The organism is Tahibacter aquaticus, assembly GCF_004363655.1.
In the GTDB taxonomy this organism is placed as follows: Bacteria; Pseudomonadota; Gammaproteobacteria; order Xanthomonadales; family Rhodanobacteraceae; genus Tahibacter; species Tahibacter aquaticus.
Window position 1 is genome coordinate 50,200 of sequence record NZ_SNZH01000012.1, and the last position, 26,158, is coordinate 76,357.

Genomic DNA, 26,158 nt, shown 5'->3' on the forward strand with positions numbered 1-26,158 from the left:
CTCGACAGGCTCAGGATTCCTCAGGGCCAGGCTTGCGCGATTTCAGCACCACGCCACGCACCAGACTGCCACGGCCGAACTTGCGGTTGATGCGGTCAGCCAGCTGGTCGCGTCCGCCCTGCTCCGCCGGCGCGGCAAACAGGCCGCTCTGGGGAACGGGAGCAAACTGGCTCATGCCGATGCCGAGCAGGCGCAGGCTAGGGCTTTTCTCCGCTGCCCACCAGCGCCGCAGCAGCTCGCGCCCGGCATCGAGCAACACGTCGGTGGAGTCGCTCGGTTGCGGCAGGCTGAGCTGCCGCGTATGCGTCTCGAACGGCGGCTTGCGCAGCTTGACCGTTACCGTGCGCCCTTGCAGGCCGTGCGCACGCAGGCGTTCGCCGACGCGTTCGGCCAGTTGCGCCAGCCATGACAATGACTGGTCGAGGGTGGTCAGGTCCGTGACAAAAGTGGACTCTGCACTGACCGATTTCTCCTCCGCCGCACTGTCCACCGGCCGCTCGTCCAGGCCATTGGCCAGGCGCTGCCACAGTGCCGCCTGGTTGCCACAGGCCTGCAACAGCCGGCGCGGTTCGGCAAAACGCAGTTCGCCGACGGTGTGGATGCCAAGCCGGTGCAGGCTGGCTTCGGCAACCTTGCCGACCGTCCACAGTCGGCCTACCGGCAGCGGATCCAGCACCGCATGTACCTGGTCGGGCTGGATGCGCAGGAATCCGTCCGGCTTGGACAGTTCGCTCGCCAGCTTGGCCAGCAGCTTGTTGTGGGCCATGCCGACCGAGGCGTTGAGGCCGGTACGCTGATGGATTTCCTGTTTCAGGTAGCGGCCGATGCGCTCCACTTCACCGCCGAACAGGCGCAAACTGCGCGTAACATCGAGGAAAGCCTCGTCCAGCGACAGGCCTTCGATCTCCGGACTCACCTCGGCAAAGACGCCGAACACCTCGGCCGATACCTCGCGATAGCGGCTCATGCGAACCGGCACGAACAGCGCCTGCGGGCACAGTCGCTGCGCCGCCAGCGTCGGCATGGCCGAACGGATACCGTAGCGGCGTGCCGCGTAACTTGCCGTCGACACCACGCTGCGCGGGCCCAGCTCGCCGACCACCAGCGGCAGGCCGCGCCAGGGCGGGTGGTCGAGCTCCTCGATCGCCGCATAGAACGCGTCCATGTCGACGTGGATGATGGCGCGCAGCTTGCTCATGTGCGCCAGTGTGCCGCGCTTGACGAAATCCGTCTGCGTGCCCAGGCTCGTCTGATGGCCCAACGCACCGAAATACATCCCGCCAACCCGCAGACGCGGCTGATACAGCAAGCCGTTGCCGAACTGGATCGCGGCGGACTCATCTGCTATCCCACCGATTCCGGCTACGCCCTGGGCTGGCGCCTGAACGCCCAGGCAGCACAGGAACGCGTTGTGCGATTGCGAAAGCTGGACAGCAGGCACAACTTCACTTTAATCTGTCGCAACTTGAGTGAGGTCGGCGCGTACGCCCGCATGCATGACGCGGCGTTCCGAATAGTCCGATCCCTGACTCCCGGCCCCTACACCTTCCTTCTCCCTGCGGCTGCCGACGTACCCCGGCACTTGAAGCAGGCCAAGAAACGTTCTGTAGGTATCCGAATTCCGGACCATCGCGTGGCATTGGCGCTGGTCGAGGCGTTAGGCGAGCCCCTTTCGAGCTCCAGCCTGATACTGCCGGACGAGGATATGGCAGGCTGGGAAGTCGACGACCTGTATGACCATGTTGGTTCCGCCGTCGATCTGTTTATCGACAGCGGATTCTGTGGCGACGAACCTACGACCGTGATCGATCTCCTGGACGACACGCCGCGGCTCGTACGCCAGGGCAAGGGCGAAGTGCCGTTCGCCTGAGTTCCACGCAATCGGCGATGTGGCGATTCAGCAGTTCGTTGAACAAGGATTTCGGATGGTTTTGGCCGCGGGGCAGGACACGCCGCGCAGTCGTACGCGAAGTACGCCTGCGGGAGGCAATGCCGCATACGGCCAGACACGCCGCAGTCGTTTGTACCCAATGGCCGAATCGGCCCCCTTCTGCCCGCAGGCCGCGGTGAACGCGGCGTAATAGCGAGAGACCAGCGCTTCTTGATGACTACCGAGCCTGCCGAGCAACTCGCGCCCAGCGAGGGCCAAGGCATTTTCACGCCCGTACCGCAGCAGCAGGAAATGCCGCTGGCGACCGTGAAAGGCCAGCCCGTGCTGCAGATGCCGCAGGATCTGTACATCCCGCCGGATGCGCTGGAAGTCATCCTCGAAGCATTCGAAGGTCCGCTCGACCTGCTGCTCTACCTGATCCGCCGGCAGAATCTCGACATTCTCGACATCCCCGTCGCCGAGATCACGCGCCAGTACGTCGACTACATCGAGCTGATGAGCAATCTCAAGCTCGAGCTGGCGGCCGACTACCTGGTCATGGCTGCCATCCTGGCCGAGATCAAATCGCGCCTGCTGCTGCCGCGCCCGCCGGACGCCGAAGGCATCGAAGAAGACCCTCGCGCCGAACTGGTGCGCCGCCTGCAGGAATACGAACGCTTCAAGAAGGCCGCAGCCGATATCGAAATCATGCCGCGGCTGGAACGCGACTTCTCTATCGCCTCGGCCTACGTGCCGGAACGCGCCGTGGTGCGACTGCCGCCGCCGGTGGAACTGAAGGAACTGCTGCTCGCACTGAAAGACATATTGCGCCGCGCCGACCTCAGCGGCCACCACGCGATCCAGCGCGAAGCACTGTCGGTACGCCACCGCATGAGCGACGTACTCGGCCGTCTCGGCGACGGCGAATTCCACAGTTTCGAAAGCCTGTTCAATGTGGAAGAAGGCCGCCGCGGCATCGTCGTGACCTTCCTCGCCATGCTCGAACTGGCCAAGGAAACCCTGATCGAAATCGTACAGAACGACGTACCCGGCCCGATCTACATCAAGGCGATGGTCGTCGACGGCGACCATCCGTCGCTGCACGACGACGACGGCCGCGATGCCGCCACCGGGCAGGAAACGCACTAGTGGATCCGCAACTGCTCAAGCGTATCGTCGAAGCCGTGCTGCTGGCCGCCGCGCAGCCGTTGACGCTGGCCCAGCTCGTGGCGCTGTTCACGGAAGACGAAAACGTCGGCGGCGAGCAGGTGGCTGCGGCATTGGAGGCATTGACCGCCGATTACGCCGAGCGCGGCATCGAGCTGAAGGAAGTCGCTTCCGGTTTCCGTTTCCAGATCCGCGAGGATGTGCACAGCTATGTCACGCGGCTGTGGACCGAGCGCCAGGTCAAGTATTCCCGTGCGCTGCTGGAAACCCTGGCCCTCATCGCCTATCGCCAGCCGATCACGCGGGCGGAAATCGAACAGATCCGCGGCGTGGCCGTGTCCTCGTCCATCATCAAGACGCTGGAAGAGCGCGAATGGGTACGCGTCGTCGGCTATCGCGACGTACCCGGACGACCGGCACTGTTCGGCACGTCGCGAAATTTCCTCGACTATTTCAACCTCAAGTCGCTGGACGAACTGCCGCCGCTGGCAGAAATCCGCGATCTCGAAGAGTACGAGCCGCAGCTGGATCTGGCACCGGTGATTCCGCCGTCGCTGGAACTGCCGCCGGAAGACGAGGCGGCTATCGCTGCCGAGGTCGCAGAAGCCGCCGCCGCGGCCGGCAATGACGCAAACGACGATGATGCAGCTGACGAAATGCTGACCGCGGCACCGGCAGACGCAGAAGATGCGGCAAGCGTAGAACCTGACAAAATTGCGGAAATTTCCGCAAACCCACAAAGTACAGAAACAGAAACAGATACTACGCAAGGTTTCGACGGCGACGACGAAGCACAGTCGTCTGCCGCGGACGCCGCCGATGGCACGCCCGAAGCCAGTGCCCACACCTCCTTCGTACCCGCCGCCGACAATGCCGGCCGCAGCGAAGGCCACGAAACCCCGCTCGCCGACCTTGCCGATCAGGACAACGCCGACGAGATAGCCAATCCCGACCCGGTCGACGACTGGCCCGACGCGGACGATTCCGCCGCAGGCCCCGCTGACTCCCCCGAATTCGCCGACAGCGATTTTTTCCCGGAAGACGATGACGTCGACCCGGCCGACCCCACGACGTCCGACGACGTCCCGGAGCACACCGCATGACCGCTGCACCCCGCCGCACCCTGAGTCTCAAACGCCCGCAGCCCGACGACGCACCGGCCGTCGAAGAACGGCTGCACAAAGTGCTGGCGAATGCCGGCCTGGGATCGCGCCGCCTGCTGGAGCAACGGATCCAGAACGGCGAGATCTCCGTCAACGGCACGCCGGCCGGCATCGGCCTGAGCGTGAAGAGCGGCGATCGCGTCGAAGTCGACGGCAAGCTGTTCGTGGTGATCCGCGACGACGCCGAACAGGCGCAGATCCTGGTCTACCACAAGCCCGAGGGCGTGGTGACCACGCGCGAAGATCCGGAAGGCCGCCCGACCGTGTTCGAACAGCTGCCGCGCCTGAAAGGCCAGCGCTGGATCGCCGTCGGCCGTCTGGACATCAACACCACCGGCCTGCTGCTGCTGACCACCGACGGCAATCTGGCCAATGCGCTGATGCACCCGTCCAGCGAGATCGAACGCGAATACATCTGCCGCGTCCATGGCGAAGTACCCGACGACGTGCTGGAACGCCTGAAAGCCGGCATCGAGCTGGAAGACGGCCCGGCGCATTTCGACGACATCGGTGTGATCAGCCGCAGCGGCAGCCATTCCTGGTTCCGTGTAGTGATCAAGGAAGGCCGCAACCGCGAAGTGCGCCGCCTGTGGGATGCCGCCGGATTCCTGGTCAGCCGCCTCAAGCGCGTGCGCTACGGCACCGTTGAAATGCCGCGGCCGCTCAAGCGTGGCCACTCGCAGGAACTGGACGCGGAAGACACCAAGGCGCTGCGCGAGCTCTGCGGCGCCAGCCAGTCCGAACCCACGTTGACCTTGCAGCCGGTGATCCATCAGCGCCGCGCCAGCCAGAGCGCCGTGACCGAATACCGTCCGGCGCCACGCACCGGCCAGCAAGCCTGGATCGGCGCCGACCGCGCTGAAGCACGCGAACTGACCCGTTTCGATCGCATCCGCGATGACGGCCCTGGCCGCCCGGGCGGCCGCCGCCCGGGTGGACCGAAGCGCTTCGGTCCCGGCGCCGGCAGCGGCGCACCGCGCGGTGCCGGCGGCCCCGCCCGCGGCGGCCGCAGCGTCGACGGCAACACCGACAAGCCGCAGCGGCGCGCTCCGGGACGCCGCGCCGCGCCAGGCCAGGAAGTGGTGATGCCGCGTACCTGGTCGGCCGGCGACGAATTCAACCGCGGCGGCAATCGCGGCAGCGGCGCCGGCCGCCCTGCCGGCCCGGGCCGGGGCGGTCCGCCGCGTGGTCCGCGCAGCGACGCAGGCCCTGGCGCCAACCGTGGTCCGCGCGGAGACGGCGCAGCGCGCCCCTGGAGCAACGATCGCAGCGAAAATCGCGGCAATCGCGCCGACAGCAACCGGGCCGACGACAATCGCGGCAACCGCTCGTCCCTGCCTTACGGCCATCCGGCCGGTGCTGGCGACGCTGGCAATCGCGCTGAACCCAATGGCAACCGCATCGGCTATGGCGAACGTCCGGCCTATGGTGATCGCCAGGGCAATCGTGGCGGCCAGGGCGCCTCGCCGTATGGCGAGCGCAGCAGCCGCGGTCCCGGTGGTGGTGGCCGTCCGGGCGGTAGCCCGGGTGGACGTCCCGGTGGCGGCCCCGGCGGCGGTCGTCCGGGTGGTCCGGGCGCACGCTCCGGCGGTCCCGGTGCACGCTCTGGCGGTCCGGGCGCTCGCGCTGGCGGCCCCGGCCGCCCGGCTGGCCCCGGCGGTTCCGCCGGCCCGGGCGGACGTCCCGGCGGCAATCGCGGCGAAGGCCGTCCTGCTGGCGGCGCCCGCCCGCCGGGCGGCGGCAGGCCCGGTGGCAACCGCGGTGGTCCCCGCAGCGGCAATCGCTGATTGACGATTCAGCTAGCCCCGGCTCCACCAAAGAGCCAGGGTTCGGCCTTCAACTCAGCCGTGACGCACAGCGGCAGTAACGATCGAACCAAGCCACTTGCTCGGGCGTATCCGGAACTCCGACGCCACGGCTGCGGCTCAACTCCTCGAAAATTCGCGTCGCTGGCACACCAAGCTGCGCCAGCACGCAAGCGGCGACCAAGCCGAGCGGCCTATTCCTGCTCGGCAATGAACTCCGACGCCGCGTGAATCGCGCAATGTTTCGACAATGCGCAGGATCAACGCATGAAACGCGTGTTCTGACGGCGGCACGCTGCGATCGGGCATTGGCAACGTCAGGAATGCGATGCCGTGCCGGACGCACAGCGCTGCCTCGGCATCAAGCCCAAGATCGCGTACCTCTTGCGCTTCCAGCAGGCAAACGACAGTCGCAATGCCTTCCCGCTGCCAGCCGATGACTTCGTCTTCCAGCCAATCGCCGGAGCGCGGCCTTGGCATCATCGCCAACCGTAACGGCAAGACTGCGTCTACCCAATAGACATCAGGTCGCATTGGAAGTCGTCCTTTGCCATGTGGCCGGCAAAATCATCATGCCCCAAAGTAAAACGGCACCCGCAAGGGTGCCGTCGAAATACTGCACTGCGGCCGGAACTAATCCAGCTTGAGCGATTTCTTGGTGCGTTCGCGGCGACCGGATTCCTTCGCCTGGTATTCGCTTTCGCAGCCGTTGCGCTCGACCATCACGCAATCCAGGTATTCACTGATTTCCACCAGCGCCGCGCGGATCGCCTTGCCGGCAGGCGTGTTCTTCTCGGAGGCGAGATTGCCACCGAAGCCGCCGCGATAGACACCGACCGCGACGCCACCGCCAGAAGCACGGCCCTCGATGGTGCGCGAGAACTCGATGTCGCCGGTGCTGGTATTGACGACGCGTACATCGACAGCGAGATAGGCATCGCTTTTCTTGCCACCGAGCGAAATGCCCTTGAAGCTGATGCCGCCGCCGGTGGACTGCGTGTTCTCTTCATACGAGGTCACGGTGCCCATGACCAGATAATCGGCGCCGGTGACCTTGCCCATCTTGGCGCCGGTACCCGCACGCGTGCGTCCCGAAGCGGCCAGGTTCTGCTCTTCCAGCACCTTGTCCAGCTTGGCGCGCTCGACAATAGTGAAATTGCCGCTGGAGCCCAGCTCGTTGGACAGCATGCCCGAGAGTTCCCAGCCCACGCCGCCGCGCCACCAGCCGGCTCCCGACTCGTTCTTGAATTCCGCCACGCCGATGGCGATCTTGCCGCCGGCCGCCAGCACCGGGCCCGCCCCGAAGGCGCCGGTCAGCACCAGTGCCACACCAAGGACCCACTGTTTCATTTTCCTGCTCCTCGAATACCGCAGATAAGTAAGCTGCCCCCTGCCCCCGTTCGGTGCCCGGCTACTACCGGTATCCGCACAAGCAGGTCACCATCGACCGCGTTTGCTGCCGCGAACGGCGCCATTCTAGCGACCCCGCCATCAGCGTTGCCACCGCCACCGCAGTATGCAAACAGCCTGAACGCCGAGTCAGGGCAAAACCGGACATTGGCGCAGGCGAGTCTGCCTCCTGAATACGCATTTCCGTAGCAAAGGGCGTCATGGCGGGCGCGTGCTTCGTTCAGCTTGCTGAGGGATTTCCCCAGGGGGCCAGCCTGCCCTGCGGGCGCCCCTCGCCCGACCGCAACGACACCGCCCGCGCGCAGCACCACCACATTGCATCTATATACAAATATTTAAATATTAATAAAATCGTATCGATATCGCAGCACCCGACCGTAACGCGCCGGGAACTCTGCCACCCTGGCGCTGTCGACCACCGTTAACCCAGTCGCAACCGTACGTTAACGTTACTTCCACATGGGCTGAGTATGCTCTGCGCCTCGCTCAAACCCGCTGGAGATCTGCTATGCGCACTTTGCGCACTTTGGAAACACGTGTACTCGGTTACGCGATCGAGCGCATCGACGAACGCGATCACCTGGGTACCGTGCGCGCCAGCTGGTACGAAGTGCTTTGTCCGCAGCACGGCAACGTGCTGGGCAGCTGCGCCGGGCGCGCCGATGCCGAAAGGCTGGTGATCCGGCGCGAACTGGACCAGGCACGCCGCGCGCTGCGGCTGAATCCGGCCGCCGGCATCGCCGCCTGAGCCACGCCGCCAGCCGGCGGCCCTTTCCCGCTTGCCGCGGGCGCAGCGTGACGGCACAGTGTCGGCTGTTCCTACGCCTGCGTACCGCATGAGCGACTGCACTGTCTATTACAACCCGCACTGCTCCAAATGCCGCGCGCTGCTGGAATGGCTCGCCGCCCGTGGCATCGCAGCGCAACTGATCGACTACCAGCGACAGCCGCCCGATGCCGCCACCCTGGCGCGGCTGTTGCACCTGCTGGGCGACGAAGCGCCCGCGTTGCTGCGCCGGGACGAAAGCGAATTAGCCGCGCTCGGCATCGCCAGCGACAGCAGCCCGATCGACATCGTGGCCACTCTTGTGCTCCACCCGCAGCTGATGCAGCGCCCGGTCATCGTCTGCGGCGAACGCGCGCTGATCGCGCGGCCGCCGCAACGCGCGCTGGAAATCCTCTGAATGGACAAGCTGCAGGCCATGCAGTTGTTTGTCCGCGTCGTCGACGCAGGCAGCTATACGGCCGCCGCCGACCAGATGGAAATCTCGCGCGCACTGGCCAGCAAACTGGTGCAATCGCTGGAAGAACAACTCGGCGTTCGCCTGCTGCATCGCACCACGCGCAAGCTCAGCCTGACCGAAGCGGGCGAGCGCTACTACCAGCGCGTGAGTGAGATACTCGGCGCGCTCAACGAAGCCGAAGCCGTCGCCTCAGAATTGCAGGCCGACCCGCGCGGACGTCTGCGGGTCTCAGCGCCGATGTCCTTCGCCATCCATCACCTCGGCAGCGCGATCGCCGAATTCCAGCAGCGCCACCCGCGCATCGAGCTGGAGCTAAATCTCAACGACCGCCAGGTCGACCTCGTCGAAGAAGGTTTCGACATGGCCATCCGCATCGCGCGGCTGGCCGACTCCAGCCTCGTGGCGCGGCGCATTGCACCTTGCCGCCTGTTGCTGGTGGCCAGTCCGGCCTATCTGGCCCGCGCCGGCCAGCCGCAGCAGCCGCAGGATCTGGCCACACATAACTTCCTCAGCTATACCCTGGCCGCACGCCGCGACGAGATCGTGCTGGTGCGTGGCAACGAGCGGCATACGGTCAATCTCAACGGCACATTGCGCGTCAACAACGGCGACGTGATCGCTTCGGCGGCCATCGCCGGCCTGGGCATCTGCCTGTCGCCGAGCTTTCTGGTCTGGCAACGCCTGCATCGCGGCGAGCTGGTACCGGTATTGCCGAGTTGGCAGATTCCCGACATCGCCGTGCATGCGGTCTATGCCGCCGGCCGCACGGTACCTGCCAAGACGCGCAGCCTGATCGATTTCCTGGTCGAGCGCTTCGGCCCGGAACCGTACTGGGACCGTCCGCCCGGCTGAGCCCGTACTGCGCCGCAACTACCGCCCTGCTGCGGGCGCAGCGGCAATACCGTGCGAGCCCGTCGCCTGCCCGGCAAACGCCTCCGCCGCCACTCCAGGCACCCACCGTGCGCCGCCGTAGGCGCCCGTCGAATCTTGTCCTATAGTCGGCGATGACCTCCTGCACACGGACCCGAACGGTGCGACAGGGACGCACCGGTATGGGAGGTCAGTCGGTCTGCATGCGGCTGCACCTGTAGCAGCCCTTGTCAGCCGATCCATTCCTGCCCGGCCAGGGAGGCAGCTACGGCGAGTTGCGCGTCGTCGCGGGCAGGAACAGCAAATGCTCATCTGCTGATTCAATCTTGGGGAGTCATCATGCGTAAACCGTTGTATCTCGCTCTCGCTGCCTTGCTTGGCGGCAGCGCCCTGGCCCATGCCGCCGACACCGTCCGCGTGCGTCTGGACCATTCCGCCGGCTCAGTGCTTGAGGCCCTCTCCATTGCTCCGCTCAGCCGCGAGGGCTACGGCAGCTTCCAGGTGCTGGAACTCACCGCCGCCGACGCGCAGAAACTGCTGGCTCAAACGAAACAGGCCAGTGTGATCGAGGATGCAGGCCGCATCCGCTTCAACCAGGTCGACTTCGATCCGCTGCGCAATCCGGCCCAGTCCCGCGCCGGCTTCTTCCCGACCACCAGCGATGGCTACGGCCTGCATCTGGTGCAATTCGATGCACCGATCAAGCAAGCCTGGCGCGACGAGCTGGAAGCGCGCGGACTGCGCGTGCTGCAGTACTATCCGGGCGAAGCTTTCCTGGTCTGGGGCCGCATGGACAGCGTCGCCGAAACTGTCGCCATGCCGCATGTGCGCTGGCAGGGCGGTTTCCTCGACAGCTTCAAGATCAATCCGGAACTGAGCCGCTACAACGGCCGCATCCGCAATATCGATGTGCATTTCTACAATGATGGCAATGTCACCGGCCTGATCGGCGAGCTGGAAAAGCTGGGCGCCACCGTGCTGACGCATGCGCCGGCGCAGCCGGACAAAGCCTTCTTCGACGCGTGGATCCAGGTCGACGCCGACAAGCTCGGCCAGCTGGCCGCGCTGCCGCAAGTCGTCGCGGTGGCCTATGCCAGCCCGCGCGGCTTTTTCGAAGACGAAATGTCCGACCAGATCGTGGCCGGCAACTACAACGCCTCGAACCAGCCGCAGCTCGGCTATTCGCCCTGGCTGACCACCTTCGGCTATAGCGGCGCCGGCGTGATCATGGGCGTGACCGACTCGGGCGTGGACCTGACCCATCCGGACCTGCAGGCGCGCATCGTCGGCGGCTATACCTTCCCCGGCTGCTCCAGCCCGGCCGGTGGCGACGATAATTCCAACGGTGGCCACGGTACCCACGTGGCCGGCATCATCGCCGGCCAGGGCCTGGGCGACGGTCCCGGCGGCAGCGTCGCAGAAACCGATGCGGCCGGCTTCTACTACGGCCTGGGCGTGGCCAAGGGCGCGCAGATCTACGCCATGGCAACCGTCGACTGCGGTGCGCCGTGGCCGCCGGCCGCGGGCTGGCAGGAACTGTCCAAGCGCGGCATCGCCGGCAATGCCATCGGCACCAATGCCAGCTGGACTACCGGCGAAGGTGCCAACCACGGCTATCAGGCCAGTGAACGTACCTTCGACACCATGGTGCGCGACGGCGATTTCGATACCGCCGGCAGCCAGCCGTACATCATTGCGTTCTCCGCCGGCAATTCCGGCCCGAATCCGAACACGCTGACCGCGCCCAAGGAAGCGAAAAATCCGATCATCACCGCCGCCTCGCGCAACTTCCGCGTCGGTGCGATCAACGACATCGCCAGCTTCTCCAGCCGCGGCCCTGCGGTCGACGGCCGCGTGCTGCCGAACGTCGCTTCGCCGGGCGAGCAGATCGCCTCGACCATGCGTCGCGCCGGCGGCACCGCCTGTGCCACGGCCATCAGCGGCACAGCCAGCCACTACGCGATGTGCAGCGGCACCAGCATGGCCTCGCCGCATACTGCCGGCGCAGTCGCGGTGCTGACCGAATGGTGGCGTTCCAACCACAGCGGCGCGACGCCCAGCCCGGCCATGGCCAAGGCCCTGCTGGTCAACGGCGCCATCGACATCGGCGCCAGCGCCGACGTGCCGAACAACAACGAAGGCTGGGGCCGCATCAACCTGCCGCGCAGCGTCGGCGGTGCCTCGCCGCGCCATATGGTCGACCAGACCGTAGTGCTGGACAACGCTGGCGAAAGCCATATCGTCTCGGCCGGCATTGCCGATCCGACCAAGCCCGTGCGCATCACCCTGGCCTGGACCGACGCGCCCGGCGCGGTCGGTGCCAACCCGGCCCTGGTCAACAATCTCGACCTGGAAGTGACCAACGGCGCCAACACCTACAAGGGCAACGTACTCACGGCAGGCATCTCCACCACCGGCGGAACCGCCGATGCGAAGAACAATGTGGAGAATGTATTCCTGCCCGCCGGTGCCAGCGGCTCGCTCATGGTCACGGTTCGCGCAACCACCCTGCCCGGCAACGGCATTCCCGCCACCGGCGACGCGACCGACCAGGACTTCGCCCTGATCTGCGACAACTGCGCGCTGACGCCGAACTACAGCCTGCTCGCCACGCCCGGCTCGGTGGAACTGTGCTCGCCGGGTTCGACGGCTTTCACGGTCAACGTCGGCAGCATCCTGGGCTATACCACTCCGGTCGCCCTGACCACCAGCAACGTACCCGCCGGCGCCACGCTCAACGTGTCGCCGTCCAGCGTCGTACCGGGCAATTCGGCCACGGCCACCTTCGTCCCGGGTAGCGCGGCTGCAGGCAGCTACAGCATGAACGTCGATGCGAGTTCAGCCAGCGGCAACCAGACCCTGCCGCTGAGCCTGGTGCTGGCAACACTGACGCCGGCCGTGCCGACGCTGACCGCACCCGCCGACAACGCCACCCTAGTGGCCCTGAACCCCACCCTGAGCTGGTCGGCTTCGGCCCAGACCAAGAACTACACGGTGGAAGTGGCGACCGATGCAGGCTTCAGCGCCATCGTCTTCACCCAGAACGTGGTCGGTACCGCGAACTCGGTGGCAGTCGCCCCGGCACTCAACAGCAACACGCGCTACTACTGGCGTGTACGTGCCGCCAACGTCTGCGGCACCAGCAACAATGCTCCGGTGTTCACCTTCAAGACCGCGCCGGCACCGGGCGATTGCGACGATGCACAGACGCCGAACGTGGTGTTCAGCAACGACATCGAAGGCGACATGAGCACCTGGGCCACCACCGGCAGCACCGGTGCCTCGACCTGGGCAGTCAGCTCGGCACGTCCGCTCTCGCCGACCAAGTCCTGGCTGGCTGTCGACCTGGCCACCACCAGCAACCAGCTGCTGATCTCGCCGGCAGTTGTCCTGCCGGCCGGCCAGTCGCCGCTGACCCTGAGCTTCCAGAGCGACCTCAATCTGGAACCGCGCACGGCCGGCGGCTGCTGGGATGGCGGCCTGCTGGAAATCTCCACCAACAACGGCACCAGCTGGACCCAGGTGCCGAACGCCCAGTTGCTGACCGATCCGTATACCGGCGCGCTCAACGACGGTCCGGGCAACGGCCTGCAGGCCTGGTGCGGTACGCGTGCCTACAAGAAGTCGGTGGTCGACCTGAACAGCTATGCCGGGCAGACCGTGCGCTTCCGCTTCCGCGTCTCCTCTGACAGCAGCGTCGGCCTTACGCCGCACGGCTGGTACGTGGACGACGTCAAGGTACAGGGCTGCTCGGCCGCCCCGGTCGACCAGATCTTCCGCAACGGCTTCGAACCGTAAGCAGCAAATGCAGTGCCGGCTTGCCGGCAGCGTAAAAAAAGGCCGCCTCCGGGCGGCTTTTTTTTAGATGCGTAAATAATCCAATTTTCTATAAACCACACGTCTTCAAAATGACGTACGCATGCGCACTCACTGCGCAAACATTCCAGAATGTACATTCTGTTGGCACGAAACGCATAAGCCAACCAACGTATGGTCGCCCCTGGCCTACCCGCATCCTCCTAGAGTCGATGCCAGTCTGCCGGGCGACTGAAGCAGTGCTTCACCCCGAGGCACAGGCGGCGGAGCAGCGGCCCGTCCGGCAGACCAAGGAAGCTGATGCGCAGGCCATTGCGCGCCGCGACATTCATCCACCTGCCCTTGCCCGGGATGACCTAAATGCGCAAACCCCTGTATATCGCCCTGCTCGCCGCATTGATTGGCAGCAGCGTCACCGCTCTTGCCGCCGATAGCGTACGTGTCCGACTCGATCATGCTGCCCGCAACAGCCTCGAGGCCCTGTCGATCACGCCGCTCAAGCGCGAGGCCTATGCCAGTTTCCAGATCCTCGAGCTGAGCCGCGCCGACGCAGACAAGCTGGTCGCCAGCACCGACCGCGCCCGCATCCTCGCCGACGCCGGCCGCATCCGCTTCAACCAGGTCGACTTCGATCCGCTGCAGGATCCGGCGCGCATCGGCAACGGATTCTTCCCGACCACCACTGCCGGCGAAGGCCTGCACCTGGTGCAGTTCGACGCCCCGATCAAGGATTCCTGGCGCGAGGCGCTGCAACAACGTGGCCTGCGCGTTCTGCAGTACTACCCCGGCGAAACCTATCTGGTCTGGGGCCTGATCGACAATGTCGCGGAAACCGTCAGCCTGCCGCACGTGCGCTGGCAGGGCGGCTTCCTCGCCGACTACAAGATCAATCCGGACCTGCACGGACGGCGCGGACGCATTGCCAACGTCGATGTGCATTTCTATAACAATGGCGATGTCGCCGGCGTCGTCGGCGCACTGGAAAAACTGGGCGCCCGGGTATTGACCCACGCTCCGGCGCAGCCCGACAAGGCCTTCTTCGACGCCTGGATCGAGGTCGACGCGGACAGGCTGGCCGATATCGCGCGGCTGCCGCAGGTGCTCGCGCTGGCCTATGCCAGTCCGACCATCCGCTATGAAGACGAAATGGCCGCGCAGATCGTGGCCGGCAACTACAACGCCGCCAACCAGCCGCAGACCGGCTACGTGCCCTGGCTCGCCGGTTTCGGCTTCAACGGCAACGGCGCGACCTGGGCGGTCGTGGATACAGGCGTCGATCTCGGCCATCCGGATCTGTCACCGCGCATCGTCGGCGGCTTCAGCTATCCGGGCTGCGCCGCGCCGAACGGCGACGACGAAGCCGGCGGCGGCCACGGAACGCATGTGGCCGGCATCATCGCCGGCATGGCGATCGGCGACGGCGGCGACGCCACCGTCGACGAAGACGATGCCAACGGCTTCCGTTACGGCCAGGGCCTGGCGACCGGCGCATCGATCTACGCCGTGTGCACCGGCGCGGCCTGGCCGCCGGACGGTGGCTGGCAGAGCCTGTCCAAGACTTCGCTGAGCGGCAACGCAATCGGCATGAATGCGAGCTGGCATACGGGCGAACCAGCGCCGCACGGCTACCAGGCCAGCGAGCGCACGTTCGACATGATGATTCGCGACGGCGACTTCGATGCAGCCGGCAACCAGCCGTTCATCATCGCATTCTCGGCCGGCAACGGCGGCCCGGGCGCAAGCACGATCACCGCGCCGAAGGAGGCGAAGAACCCGATCACGACCGCGTCGTCGCTGAATTTCCGCGCCGGCGCCATCGGCAACGTGTCGGGCTTCTCCAGCCGCGGCCCCGCACTCGACGGCCGCGTGCTGCCGACCATCGCCGCACCGGGCGAGACCATTGCCTCGACCCGCCGCCGCGCGGGCGCCACCCAGTGCGGCACGCCCATCGCGGGCACCAACGGCTACTACTCCAATTGCAGCGGCACCAGCATGGCTGCGCCCCAGGTCTCCGGCACTCTCGCCATCCTGGCCCAGTGGTGGCGCGGCAACCACGCCGGCGCGACGTTCAGCCCGGCCATGGCCAAGGCGCTACTCATCAACGGCGCGATCGACATGACCGCCGCCGACGTACCGAACAACAACGAAGGCTGGGGTCGCATCAACCTGCCGCGCACCACGGGCGGCGGGGTGCCGCGGCAGATGCTCGACCAGACGGTAATTCTCGACAACGCCGGCGATGCGCACGTGCTCTCGGTCGGCATTTCCGATCCGACCAGGCCAGTACGCATCAGCCTGGCCTGGACCGATGCTCCCGGCGCGGTCGGCGCCAGCCCGGCGCTCGTCAACGATCTCGATCTCGAAGTCGACAATGGCGCCAATCTGTACAAAGGCAACGTGATGGCTGCCGGAGTCTCCACCACTGGCGGCACGGCAGACGCGAAGAACAACCTGGAAAATGTGTTCCTGCCGGCCGGCACGAGCGGCTCGCTCACGGTCCGGGTGCGCGCCACCGCCCTGCCCGGCGACGGCGTGCCCGGCACGGGCGACGCAACCGACCAGGATTTCGCCCTGATCTGCGATAACTGCTCGCTGGTGTCGAACTACAGCCTCGCCGCCACACCCAGCGCCATGGAAGTGTGTGCGCCCGCCGGCGCGGCATCTACGATCAATGTCGGCAGCATCCTGGGCTATAACACCCCGGTCGCCCTGACCACCAGCAACGTACCGGCCGGCGCCACACTCAACGTGTCCCCGGCCAGCGTCGTGCCGGGCAATTCCGCGACCGCGACGTTCGCGCCGGGCAGCGCAGCGGCGGGAAGCTACGTCATGAACGTCGATGCCAGCTCGGCCAGCGGCAACCAGAGCTTGCCGCTGAGTCTTGTACTGGCGACCGTGACGCCGGCTGTGCCGGCCCTGACCGCGCCGGCCGACAATGCCACCCTGGTTGCTGCAACCCCCACCCTGAGCTGGTCGGCCTCGGCCCAGACCAGGAACTACACGGTGGAAGTGGCGACCGATGCAGCCTTCGGCGCCATCGTCTTCACCCAGAACGTGATCGGTACGGCGAGCTCAGTGACTGTCGCGCCAGCGCTCAACAGCAACACGCGCTACTACTGGCGCGTACGTGCGGCCAATATCTGCGGCACCAGCGCCAACGCCCCCGTGTTCACCTTCAAGACCGCGCCGGCACCAGGCGATTGCGCTGACACGCAGACGCCGAACCTCGTGTTCAGCAACGACATCGAGGGCGACATGAGCACCTGGGCCACCACCGGCAGCACCGGTGCCTCGACCTGGGCAGTCAGCACGGCACGGCCGTTCTCGCCGACCAAGTCGTGGCTCGCGGCCGACCTCGCCAGCACCAGCGACCAGCGCCTGATCTCGCCGGCCATCACCCTGCCGGCCGGCCAGTCGCCGCTTACCCTGAGCTTCCAGAGCGACCTCAATCTGGAACCGCGCACGGCCGGCGGCTGCTGGGATGGCGGCCTTCTCGAAGTCTCCACCAACGATGGCTCCAGCTGGACCCAGGTACCGAACGCGCAGTTGCTGACCGACCCGTATACCGGTGCGCTCAACGACGGTCCGGGCAACGGCCTGCAAGCCTGGTGTGGCGCACGCGCCTACAAGAAGTCGGTGGTCGATCTGAACAGCTACGCCGGCCAGACCGTGCGCTTCCGCTTCCGCGTCTCCTCCGACAGCAGCGTCGGCCTGGCGCCGCATGGCTGGTACGTCGACGACGTCAAGGTACAGGGCTGCTCAGCCGCCCCCGTGGACCAGATCTTCCGCAACAGCTTCGAACCGTAAGCAGCAAATGCAGTGCTGGCTTGCCGGCAGCGTAAAAAAGGCCGCCTCCTGGCGGCCTTCCTTTTGGGTTCGTCAAAACCGTTCCAATTGGCGCTGCCGCCGCGGTGGTCGCGGCTACGCAGTTATCCTTACTGCACCAACTCGAACGCGTCCGCATCCATCCAGGCGGGAAAGCGTTCCCGATGCGCGTCCAGCGCAGCCGGGTCCAGCGTGGCGGTCGCGGTGAGTTCGCTGGCGCCCAGTTCCACCAGCGGCTGGCCGAGAAAATCCAGCACCACACTGTCGCCTGCATAGCTCAGGCCATTGCCGTCAGTGCCGACGCGATTGACGCCGATGCAATAGCTCAGGTTCTCGATCGCGCGCGCGCGCAGCAAGGTCTGCCAGGCGTAGCGGCGCGGGCTGGGCCAGTTCGCCACGAACAGCACCAGGTCGTAGTCGAAACGCCCGGCCACGCTGTTGCCGTAGCGATTGCGTATCCACACCGGGAAACGCAGGTCGTAGCAGATCAGCGGACAGATGCGCCAACCCTTCAGCTCGACGATCAGGCGCGTATCGCCACCGGCGTAGCGCTCGTGCTCGCGTGCCATGCGGAAGAGGTGGCGCTTGTCGTACAGCTCGAAGCTGCCGTCGGGTCGCATCCACACCAGCCGGTTGACGCATTTGTCGCCGACCCGCGTGACCAGGCTGCCGGTTACCACGGCATCGGCCTGGGCTGCGATCGTCCTGAGCCATTTCAGGCTGTCGCCGTCCATGTCCTCGGCATTGCCCAGGGTTTCGTTGGTGAAGCCGCTGGTGAAGGTTTCCGGCAGTACGATCAGGTCGCTCTGCCCTTTCAGCGCCAGCACCTTTTCGCCGTAGTAGTCGCGGTTGGCCGCGGCGTCGTGCCAGCGCGTATCGCCTTGCACGACGGAGACGCGCAGCGCTTGTTTGGATTCGCTCATGAGCAGGTCCGGATCAGTGAAAATTCACTCGAAAATTCAAAGCTTGGCCAGGCGCTCGGCCGCTGCGGCAAGGGTGGCATCGCTCTTGGCGAAGCAGAAGCGGATGATTCGCGCATCCGGTGCAGTCTCGTAGAAGGCCGACACCGGAATCGCCGCGACACCGGCTTCGCGCACCAGCCATTCGCAGAAACCCAGGTCGTCCTTGTCGCTCAGCGCGGTATAGTCGACCAGCTGGAAATAGGCACCGCTTACCGGCAGCAGCTGGAATTTGGTCGGTGCCAGCAGCTCGCGGAAGCGGTCGCGCTTGTGCTGGTAGAACGCCGGCAGATCGAGGTAATGCTGCGGATCATTGGCCAGCACGTCGGCAAACGCCCACTGCGCCGGACCGAAAGTACAGAAGGTCAGGTACTGGTGTACTTTGCGAAATTCTGCACTCAGTGCGCGCGGTGCGATGCAATAGCCGACCTTCCAGCCGGTGCAGTGGTAGGTCTTGCCGAAAGAGGAGACGACGAAGCTGCGTTCGGCCAGTTCCGCATGGCGCAGTGCGCTCTGGTGCGGCAGGTCGTCGAACACGATGTGCTCGTAGACTTCGTCGGAGATGACCAGGATTTGCGTGCCGCGGGTGATTTCCGCCAGCGTATCCAGATCGGCCGCACTGAATACGGCGCCGGAAGGGTTGTGCGGCGTATTCACCATGATCACGCGCGTCATCGGCGTCACTGCGTCCTTGACGCGCTGCCAGTCGACGGAAAAATCGGGCAGCGTCAGCGGAATATGCACCGCACGTCCGCCGACCAGATCGATCGCCGGTTCGTAGCAGTCGTAGCAGGGATCGAGCACGATCACTTCGTCGCCGGGACACACCACCGCGGCGATGGCCGCGAAGATGGCCTCGGTCGCGCCTGACGTCACCGTCACTTCCGCATCGGCATTGACCTTGCGCCCGTAAAGCGCTTCGGTCTTGGCAGCGATCTGTTCGCGCAGCGGCGCGATGCCGGTCATCGGCGCGTACTGGTTCTTGCCGCTGTTCATCGCCGCGGCCAGCGCATCGCGCAGCGATTGCGGACCGTCGAAATCCGGAAAGCCCTGGCCGAGGTTCACCGCATTGTGCTGCTGGGCCAGTTGGCTCATCACCGTGAAGATGGTGGTGCCTACCTTGGGCAGCTTGGTCTGGATCTGCATCGTCTATCCGTTTGGACGGCCAAATGAACGCCGATGGTAGCATGCCAGCCGGGCCGCCTCCGCGCGCCAGGGAGCTGGTGCCCCAGCCTCAGCCGACCAGCCGGGCGAACCAATCCCAGCCTTCCACCCGCTGCGCCACGATCTTCAGCGCCACCAGCAGCGGCACCGCGATGACGATGCCGATCGCCCCCCAGAGCCAGCCCAGCAGCATCAGCCAGAGCAGGATCATCAGCGGATTGATTTGCAGGCGTCGCCCCAGCACCAGCGGCGTGAGGAACTGGCCTTCGACGATGACCAGGCTGGCGAACAGACCGGCCGGCGTCAGCGCCGGACCGAGCTTGGCAAAGCTCAGCAGGCCCAGCACCGCAAACAGCAAGGTCATGCACAGCGGGCCGAAATAGGGAATGAAATTCAGCAATAAGGCAATAACGCCCCAGAGCAGCGGATCGGGAATGCCGGCGCCGAACGCGATCGCCGTGGCGCCGATGCCGACCAGAGTATTGATGGCGGTGGTGGTGAACAGGTAGCGCGAAATCTCGTGCTGCATCACCCGCACGATGTCGACCGCATTGCGCCGTGAAGCCTGCGACGAAGTCAGGCTGACGCCACGGCGCAGCAGTGCCTCGCCGTACACAAGGAAAAAATAAATAAGTAAAAAAACACTGAATAGCGCAACCACCAGACGCGGCGCCGCCGCCACCGTGCCCCATATGTCGATCAGCACTGGCGGCTCGGCATCCGGGCTGGCGTTGCGCGTGCCCATCATCGACCGGGTAGCACGCCCGGCCGCCTCGATCTGCTGGGTTACCGCGCGCATGCGCGGCGTAAGCAGGCGCGCCGCCTCGGGCGCGCGTTCTATCCAATGCCGCGCCGGCTCGACTACCGCGACCGCAACCAGCGCAACCACGGCAGTACCGGCAAACATGACGAGGAAAGCGATCAGCGCGCGCGGCAGCCAGCGCCGCGACAGACTGGCCACCAGCGGATTCAGCGACAGCGCCAGGAATACCGCCAGCAGCACCGGCACCAGCAGTGCCTTGGCCAGGTACATCACCGTAACCGTCGCCAGCAGCGACAGCCAGACCAGGGTCAGCCGCAGCGAAGCTATCTGGCGCTGCTGGTGGTTCGCACCCAGGCGCGCTTCCTCGTCCAGCGCGGCAGTCGTTTCTCCTGCCTGGGGTTCGACCCAATGCCAGCGCATGCGCCACCAGCGCGGTTCGTTCATTGGCGCAGCTCGGACAGCAGCGGCAACAGCCGGTTCAGGGCAAACTTGCCCAGGCTAAGCAGCACGCTGCCCCGAAGATGCTTGGGCATCACCATCAGCAGGAAGCCGCCGGCCACGCCGAGGCCGAGCAGCAGCCCGGCCGGCAACACGCGCGCCGTGCGTTTCACCTTGTTCGCTTCGCCACCGACTTCGACCAGCGCCTTGTCCAGGCGCAGTGCCGAATCATTCACCTGGTGCTGCAGCTTGCTTATCCCCATCATGCGGCTCGCTCCTTTCCAGCCATTGCACGACACGCCGGCGCGACTCGACAAAACTCGCGGCGCGCAGCATCTGGCGCAGATACCAGCCGGCCAGCGCCAGCAAGACTGCACTGCCCGCGCCCAGCCATAACAGCGCCGCTGCTATCGATCCGGTCCAGCGGTACAGCAGCAACATGGCACCGCCCCACAACGTGGCCAGAAACAACACGCCGGCAATACAGACAATACCCAGCCAGAGCAGCAACAGCGGCAGCGCCGCCCGCGCCAGGCGCGCTTCGGCACGCAACAAGGCGATTGCTGCATCGCGCACCTCCGTGCCCAGCACGAACCAGCGGCCCAGCCGGCCGAACAGGCCTGCAGGCAAGCGCCGACGGCGGCGGCGCGGAGCGTCGTCGCCTGCGGCTGTCTCGTCCATGTTCAGCGGCGCCGGCGCAGCAGATGCGCGGCGAGGGCACCGGCCACCGCGGCAATCGCGACCGAACGCACCGGATGGCGGCGTACGAACTGCGACACGCTCACGCCGATGGAACGGCCCAGTTCCATCGCGTCTTCGGCAATTTCCTCGCCAAGCTCGCCCATTTCGCTGACCGCATCGTCGAAGGACTCGCGCGTATCGCTGGCGGCCTGGCGCGTTTCGTCGCGCACGTTGCGCGCGCGCTGGCCCAGCTTCACGCCCAGGCCGCTGACGCTGTCGCGCGCCTCCGACCAGGCCCGGCCTACGCTGTCGCGCAATTCGTGGATGGCCTCGGCGGGCGACGGCGTTACCGCCGCCTCGATCACCGCTTCGACATCGGCTTCAAGGCTATCGGCTTCCGGCGCAGGCGCAGCCTTGCGCATGGACGACTTTTCGGTAGGGGCCATGATCAGCATCCGTGTTGAGAAGAGAGATAAGGCGAGCACAGCTGGCGCGGGTACAGCGCCGGCCGGCTACCTAGCAGAGTATCAGGCGGACAAGGTCGCGATGGCGTCAAACCCCGCGCCTGCACAGACGCCGTTGCAGCTCCCCGGGCCAAGGAAGGCCTGCACAAGTATCCCGGCATGACCATTGTCGCCGCGGCTGCTTGCACCGCCACCGGGCCAAACCCTTGCGCTGCAGGGGTGGGGCCATCCCTCGGATCGAGGGGCTTGCGCATCAAAAGCAAATTCCGAGTCGCTCACTGTTTCCCGGACGGATGACGTTGTTGCAGTGATCGCTTACCCTGCGGCCCCATGAGGGAGGAGTGTACGGACGAAGAATTGATGCTGGCCTATGGCCGCGGCGACGCGCACGCGTTCGAAGCCCTGTACACGCGCCATCGAGGCACCCTGTACCGCTTCCTGCTGCGCCACTGCCGCGAACGCGCCAGTGCCGACGAGCTGTTCCAGGAAACCTGGAGCCGCGTCATCGTGGCACGCGAGCGCTACCGGCCCGAGGCCAAATTCACCACCTGGCTGCTGCAGATCGCGCACAACCTTGCGATCGACCTGCTGCGCCGCCATAGACCCCATGCCGGGGCCGAGGAAACCGAACTGGTATTCCGCCAGCTGGATGCGCCCGAGGCGGAGCGGCCGGACCGGGTCCTGAGCGAATTCGAGCAGCGGCGCCGCCTGCAGCTGGCGCTGGAAGACCTGCCCGACGAGCAACGTACCGCGTTCGTGCTGCGCATGGAGAACGGACTCGGGCTGGAAGAAATCGCCGAAGTAACCGGAGCTGGACAGGAAACGGTGAAATCGCGTCTGCGCTATGCGTTCGCGAAGATCCGCGCAAGGTTTGCCGAATGACACAGAGAAACCACCACGAGCGCGAATTCGAAGCCTTCCTCGCCGGCGAGGAATCGGAACTGGCACGCCTGTACCGGCGCCTGCCCCAGGCCGAGCCCGATGCCAAGCTCGATGCAGCCGTGCTCAACCTGGCCCGCACCGCTGTGGAACCGCAACGCGTCAACGCCCTGCGCCATGCCAACCAGCGCCATCGCCGCCCCTGGTGGCTGGTAGGCCTGAGCAGTGCTGCCGGACTTGTACTCGCCGCCGGTATTGCCTGGCAGATGCAAGGCATGCAGCAGGGACCGGCCGAAGCGCTGCGTGCGCCGGCCAGCACCGCCCAGGCCGAGCGCGACGTCATTCCCATCACCGCCATCACCACGCCCGAGCCGCTGCCTGCCGTGGCGCTGCCGCCCGCCGAAGCGGCAGTCGCGTCCGCCAATCTCGCGGCGTCGCCGCCAGCAACACCGCCGCCCGCTGCGTCGATGCCCGCACCACCGCCACCATCACCGCCAGCCGCCGCAGCGCGCAGCCGCGCCTCGACCGCGCCGCTGCGCCGTAGCGTCGAAGTCGTCAAGGCAGACGAACTGTCCAAGGGCGAAACTGCCGAGTTCGAAGCAGCCGCAGCGGTCACGGCGGCGAAACCTATGCCTGTCGACCAGGCCCTGGACGCGCGCCTGCTCGAAGCCCAGGCGCAAAGCGCCGACAAGCGCGAACTGGCCAAAGCAAAAGATGCTGCCAGTCCGCAACAGCCGGAACCGTTCGCCGATCGCGAAGTACGCGACTACAACTCGGTCGAGCGCAAGGCCGCCCTGGCTTCCGGCTCGCGCCGGGACGAATACGGCCTCAACGCCGGCGACGACGGCAAGGTCCAGCCTGCCGCCGCCAAGCCCGCCGCCCGTGCTCCCCGGCCGGCCGCGGAAAGCGCCGCCGCCGGTGCCGGCAGCATGAACCGCTCGGCTGCGCTGCAGCGCAATGCCAAGCTGGCGCCGGCCGACTGGGTCATCGCCATCCGCAGCCTGCTGCGCGACAACCAGCGCGAGGAAGCGCTGGAGAACCTCGACCTGTTCAAGCGCAAGCATCCGCAATTCGCCCTGCCGCAAGACCTGCGCGACCTGCGCTGAGCAGCACGGCGACTCGCGCCGGCACTACCCGCCGCAGACGCGCGTCGCATCGCCGATAATCCGCGCATGACCACCGCGCTATGCGCGCTTGCGCAACCGGCGCAGGCGCTGCTCGACATCAAGAAAAGCCGCTTCCTCTGTCAGGCCAGTGCCGTCGCCGCACCGGCCGAGGCGCTGGCCTGGCTGGAACAGATCGCCAAGACTCCGGCCACCCATCATTGCTGGGCTTACCGCATCGGCCAGCAATACCGCTTTTCCGACGACGGCGAACCGGCCGGCACCGCTGGCAAACCGATACTGCAGGCCATCGACGGCCAGGGCTTCGACCAGGTGATGCTGGTGGTGACGCGCTGGTACGGTGGCATCAAGCTCGGTGCCGGCGGACTGATCCGCGCCTATGGCGGTGTTGCCGCCGAATGCCTGCGCCAGGCCGAGCGCACGCCGCTGGTGCAGAAGTCTGCGGTGGAGTTCGACCTGCCCTTCGCCCACCTCGCCCTGCTTAAAGCGCGCTTAAACGAGTTCGAGGCAGACTGCCTGGATGAACACTTCCTCAGCGACGGGGCGCGTCTTCGCCTTGCCTTGCCCGATCCTCGCATAGAGTCGCTGCGCCTCTGGCTGGCCGATCTCACCCGCGGCCGCAGCCAGTTGAAACGCAGCGATTGAATCCGCTGCTACCGTCTCCATGACCATCAGGCTCTGTCCCGCCCGCTAGCTCGCCGACCGTGTCGGCCCCAGGAATGGATTCTCCGCGATGACCGACACCGCACCTGCAACGCCGCGCCGCAGCCTGGGCTCGCTACGCCTGATCCTGCCGCTGCTGCGCGGCCAGAACGGGCTGGTAGCAGGCTGGATCGTGTTCCTGGTGATTTCCTCGGCGGCCACCCTGTCGCTGCCGGTGGCCGTACGCCACATGATCGACGCCGGCTTTGCCGACGCCAATGCCGCCAGCATCAACGCCAGTTTTCTCGCCCTGTTCGGCGTCGCCGTGGTTCTGGCCATCGCCACCGCCGCGCGCTACTACTGCGTCGCCCTGCTGGGCGAGCGCGTCGTCGCGAAGCTGCGCCAGCGCCTGTACAACCATTTGCTTACGCTGGACCAGACCTTCTTTGAACGCACCCGCGTCGGCGAACTCACGTCGCGCCTGTCCGCCGACAGCGAGCTGGTGCAGATCGTGGTCGGCTCCAGCCTGTCCGTGGCAGTACGCAGCGCCGCGACCATGGTTGGCGCGTCGGTCGCCCTGGTCTGGACCAGCCCGCGCCTGGCGGCGTACGCCGCGCTGGTCATTCCGCTGGTGATCCTGCCGATGGTGCTGGGCGGACGCCGCCTGCAGAAACTGTCGAAGGAAAACCAGGACCGCATCGCCGACGCGTCCGCCGTCGCCAACGAAACCCTCAACGCCGTGCACGCGGTACAGGCCTACGCCCGCGAGCCGACCGAAAAGCGCCGCTACGGCGAAGCGATCGATCGTGGCATCTCCAGCGCTCGCCGCCGCATCGGCATGCGCGCCGCGCTCACCGCGCTGGCCATACTGCTGGTATTCGGCGCCATCGTGCTGGTGCTCTGGGTTGGCGCCAAGGCGGTACTGGCCGGCGAGATCAAGCCCGGCATCCTGAGCCAGTTCGTGCTGTACGCCGTCATGGCCGGCGGTTCGGTCGGTGCGCTGACCGAAGTCTGGGGCGAGGTGCAGCGTGCTTCCGGCGCGCTGGAACGCATCATGGAACTCATCGCCACGCCGGCGCAGATCGTCTCGCCGGCACAGCCGGCGGCGCTGGACCAGCCGGCGCGCGGCGCGATCGAGTTCGACCATGTCGAATTCCGCTATCCCTCGCGCCCGGACACCGCCGCGCTGCACGATTTCAGCCTGCGCGTGCAGCCGGGCGAGACGATCGCCCTGGTCGGCCCCTCGGGTGCCGGCAAAAGCACCGTTTTCCAATTGTTGCTGCGCTTCTACGACCCGCAGTCCGGCAGCGTGCGCATCGACGGCCGCGACCTGCGCGCGCTGGCCCTGCCCGAGCTGCGCGGCGCGATCGCGCTGGTGCCGCAGGACACCGTCATCTTCGGCGCCAGTGCGCAGGACAACATCCGCTTCGGCCGTGTCGACGCCAGCGCCGCCCAGGTCGAAGCCGCCGCCCGCGCTGCCGAGGCGCACGAATTCCTTAGTGCGCAGAACGAAGGCTACGCCACCTACCTGGGCGAGCGCGGCGTGCGCCTGTCCGGCGGCCAGCAGCAGCGCATCGCCATCGCCCGCGCGCTGCTCAAGGACTCACCCATCCTGCTGCTGGACGAAGCCACCAGCAATCTCGACGCCCAGTCCGAGGCGGCGATCCAGGGCGCGCTGGACAACCTCATGCGCGGCCGCACCACCATCGTCATCGCCCACCGCCTGGCCACGGTGCAACAGGCCGACCGCATTGTCGTGCTCGACGGCGGCCGCATCGTCGCCCAGGGCCGGCACGAGGAACTGCTGCGACAGGACGGCCTGTATGCCGAGCTGGCCCGCCTGCAATTCGCCACCTGAAGCCGCCGCGCGCGGG

Annotated in this window: 22 protein-coding genes; 13 read left to right on the forward strand and 9 right to left on the reverse strand. The window is 66.3% G+C overall.

The features are described 5' to 3' along the window. Window positions 1-10: 10 nt before the first annotated feature. Window positions 11-1,261 (reverse strand): DNA polymerase IV, encoded by a 1,251-nt coding sequence (gene dinB, locus DFR29_RS18420; RefSeq protein WP_208113646.1) that lies wholly within the window; start codon window positions 1,259-1,261, stop codon window positions 11-13. On the opposite strand from dinB, the gene DFR29_RS18425 reads away from it, so the two are divergent. From DFR29_RS18425 to rluB, 4 genes are all read left to right on the forward strand, one after another. Next, window positions 1,253-1,870 carry an L-threonylcarbamoyladenylate synthase gene (locus DFR29_RS18425; RefSeq protein ID WP_133820101.1) on the forward strand — a complete coding sequence of 206 codons (618 nt, stop codon included), beginning with the start codon at window positions 1,253-1,255 and terminating at the stop codon, window positions 1,868-1,870. The genes dinB and DFR29_RS18425 overlap by 9 nt on opposite strands. A gap of 234 nt (window positions 1,871-2,104) precedes the next feature. Then, window positions 2,105-3,019 carry a segregation and condensation protein A gene (locus tag DFR29_RS18430; RefSeq protein WP_133820102.1) on the forward strand — a complete coding sequence of 305 codons (915 nt, stop codon included), beginning with the start codon at window positions 2,105-2,107 and terminating at the stop codon, window positions 3,017-3,019. Continuing rightward, window positions 3,019-4,140, forward strand: a complete 1,122-nt coding sequence (gene scpB / locus DFR29_RS18435; RefSeq protein ID WP_133820103.1) for an SMC-Scp complex subunit ScpB — start codon at window positions 3,019-3,021, stop codon at window positions 4,138-4,140. The genes DFR29_RS18430 and scpB overlap by 1 nt, the downstream gene beginning before the upstream one ends. After that, complete coding sequence (gene rluB / locus DFR29_RS18440; RefSeq protein ID WP_133820104.1) at window positions 4,137-5,987, forward strand: 23S rRNA pseudouridine(2605) synthase RluB; 1,851 nt, start codon at window positions 4,137-4,139, stop codon at window positions 5,985-5,987. Before scpB ends, rluB begins: the two co-directional genes overlap by 4 nt. Window positions 5,988-6,125: 138 nt before the next feature. Here the strand turns inward: rluB and DFR29_RS18445 are convergent, their stop codons facing one another. Together DFR29_RS18445 and DFR29_RS18450 are read right to left on the reverse strand one after the other, a co-directional pair. Next, window positions 6,126-6,539: a phosphatase domain-containing putative toxin gene (locus DFR29_RS18445; protein WP_133820105.1), complete on the reverse strand. Its 414-nt coding sequence runs from the start codon at window positions 6,537-6,539 to the stop codon at window positions 6,126-6,128. Between the two features lie 99 nt (window positions 6,540-6,638). After that, a complete protein-coding gene (locus DFR29_RS18450) occupies window positions 6,639-7,355 on the reverse strand; it encodes a CsgG/HfaB family protein (RefSeq protein WP_133820106.1) in 717 nt (238 codons plus the stop codon). A gap of 568 nt (window positions 7,356-7,923) precedes the next feature. Between DFR29_RS18450 and DFR29_RS18455 the strand changes: the two genes are divergently transcribed. The 5 genes from DFR29_RS18455 (at window position 7,924) to DFR29_RS18475 (ending at window position 17,152) form a co-directional block, all read left to right on the forward strand. Continuing rightward, entirely contained in the window at window positions 7,924-8,163 is a 240-nt protein-coding gene (locus DFR29_RS18455; RefSeq protein ID WP_133820107.1) for a hypothetical protein, read from the forward strand. Window positions 8,164-8,251: 88 nt separating this feature from the next. Further along, on the forward strand, window positions 8,252-8,599 hold the full coding sequence (locus DFR29_RS18460; RefSeq protein ID WP_133820108.1) for an ArsC/Spx/MgsR family protein: 348 nt from the start codon (window positions 8,252-8,254) through the stop codon (window positions 8,597-8,599). Next, window positions 8,600-9,511 (forward strand): LysR family transcriptional regulator, encoded by a 912-nt coding sequence (locus tag DFR29_RS18465; protein WP_133820109.1) that lies wholly within the window; start codon window positions 8,600-8,602, stop codon window positions 9,509-9,511. 357 nt (window positions 9,512-9,868) lie between these two features. Then, window positions 9,869-13,327, forward strand: coding sequence for a S8 family serine peptidase (locus DFR29_RS18470; protein WP_133820110.1), 3,459 nt, complete (start codon window positions 9,869-9,871; stop codon window positions 13,325-13,327). Between the two features lie 378 nt (window positions 13,328-13,705). Further along, window positions 13,706-17,152 carry a S8 family serine peptidase gene (locus DFR29_RS18475; protein WP_133820111.1) on the forward strand — a complete coding sequence of 1,149 codons (3,447 nt, stop codon included), beginning with the start codon at window positions 13,706-13,708 and terminating at the stop codon, window positions 17,150-17,152. A gap of 128 nt (window positions 17,153-17,280) precedes the next feature. Here the strand turns inward: DFR29_RS18475 and DFR29_RS18480 are convergent, their stop codons facing one another. The 6 genes from DFR29_RS18480 to DFR29_RS18505 all read right to left on the reverse strand — a co-directional run bounded on the left by DFR29_RS18480 (window position 17,281) and on the right by DFR29_RS18505 (window position 21,621). Next, window positions 17,281-18,093, reverse strand: a complete 813-nt coding sequence (locus DFR29_RS18480) for an amidohydrolase (protein WP_133820112.1) — start codon at window positions 18,091-18,093, stop codon at window positions 17,281-17,283. 36 nt (window positions 18,094-18,129) lie between these two features. Further along, window positions 18,130-19,275 carry a pyridoxal phosphate-dependent aminotransferase gene (locus DFR29_RS18485; protein WP_133820113.1) on the reverse strand — a complete coding sequence of 382 codons (1,146 nt, stop codon included), beginning with the start codon at window positions 19,273-19,275 and terminating at the stop codon, window positions 18,130-18,132. A gap of 88 nt (window positions 19,276-19,363) precedes the next feature. Then, the gene (locus DFR29_RS18490) at window positions 19,364-20,500 is read right to left on the reverse strand and encodes an AI-2E family transporter (RefSeq protein WP_133820114.1); all 1,137 of its coding nucleotides are present in this window, start codon (window positions 20,498-20,500) and stop codon (window positions 19,364-19,366) included. Next, window positions 20,497-20,760, reverse strand: coding sequence for a hypothetical protein (locus tag DFR29_RS18495; protein WP_133820115.1), 264 nt, complete (start codon window positions 20,758-20,760; stop codon window positions 20,497-20,499). Before DFR29_RS18495 ends, DFR29_RS18490 begins: the two co-directional genes overlap by 4 nt. Beyond that, the gene (locus DFR29_RS18500; protein WP_133820116.1) at window positions 20,723-21,175 is read right to left on the reverse strand and encodes a hypothetical protein; all 453 of its coding nucleotides are present in this window, start codon (window positions 21,173-21,175) and stop codon (window positions 20,723-20,725) included. Before DFR29_RS18500 ends, DFR29_RS18495 begins: the two co-directional genes overlap by 38 nt. Window positions 21,176-21,177: 2 nt before the next feature. Beyond that, a complete protein-coding gene (locus DFR29_RS18505; protein WP_133820117.1) occupies window positions 21,178-21,621 on the reverse strand; it encodes a hypothetical protein in 444 nt (147 codons plus the stop codon). A 378-nt stretch (window positions 21,622-21,999) separates the two neighbouring features. On the opposite strand from DFR29_RS18505, the gene DFR29_RS18510 reads away from it, so the two are divergent. The 4 genes from DFR29_RS18510 (at window position 22,000) to DFR29_RS18525 (ending at window position 26,142) form a co-directional block, all read left to right on the forward strand. Next, window positions 22,000-22,521 (forward strand): RNA polymerase sigma factor, encoded by a 522-nt coding sequence (locus DFR29_RS18510; protein WP_243746103.1) that lies wholly within the window; start codon window positions 22,000-22,002, stop codon window positions 22,519-22,521. Then, window positions 22,518-23,624, forward strand: a complete 1,107-nt coding sequence (locus tag DFR29_RS18515; RefSeq protein WP_133820119.1) for a hypothetical protein — start codon at window positions 22,518-22,520, stop codon at window positions 23,622-23,624. Before DFR29_RS18510 ends, DFR29_RS18515 begins: the two co-directional genes overlap by 4 nt. A 66-nt stretch (window positions 23,625-23,690) precedes the next feature. Then, window positions 23,691-24,287 (forward strand): IMPACT family protein, encoded by a 597-nt coding sequence (locus DFR29_RS18520; RefSeq protein WP_133820120.1) that lies wholly within the window; start codon window positions 23,691-23,693, stop codon window positions 24,285-24,287. An 88-nt stretch (window positions 24,288-24,375) separates the two neighbouring features. Further along, on the forward strand, window positions 24,376-26,142 hold the full coding sequence (locus tag DFR29_RS18525; RefSeq protein WP_133820121.1) for an ABC transporter transmembrane domain-containing protein: 1,767 nt from the start codon (window positions 24,376-24,378) through the stop codon (window positions 26,140-26,142). Window positions 26,143-26,158 lie beyond the last annotated feature (16 nt).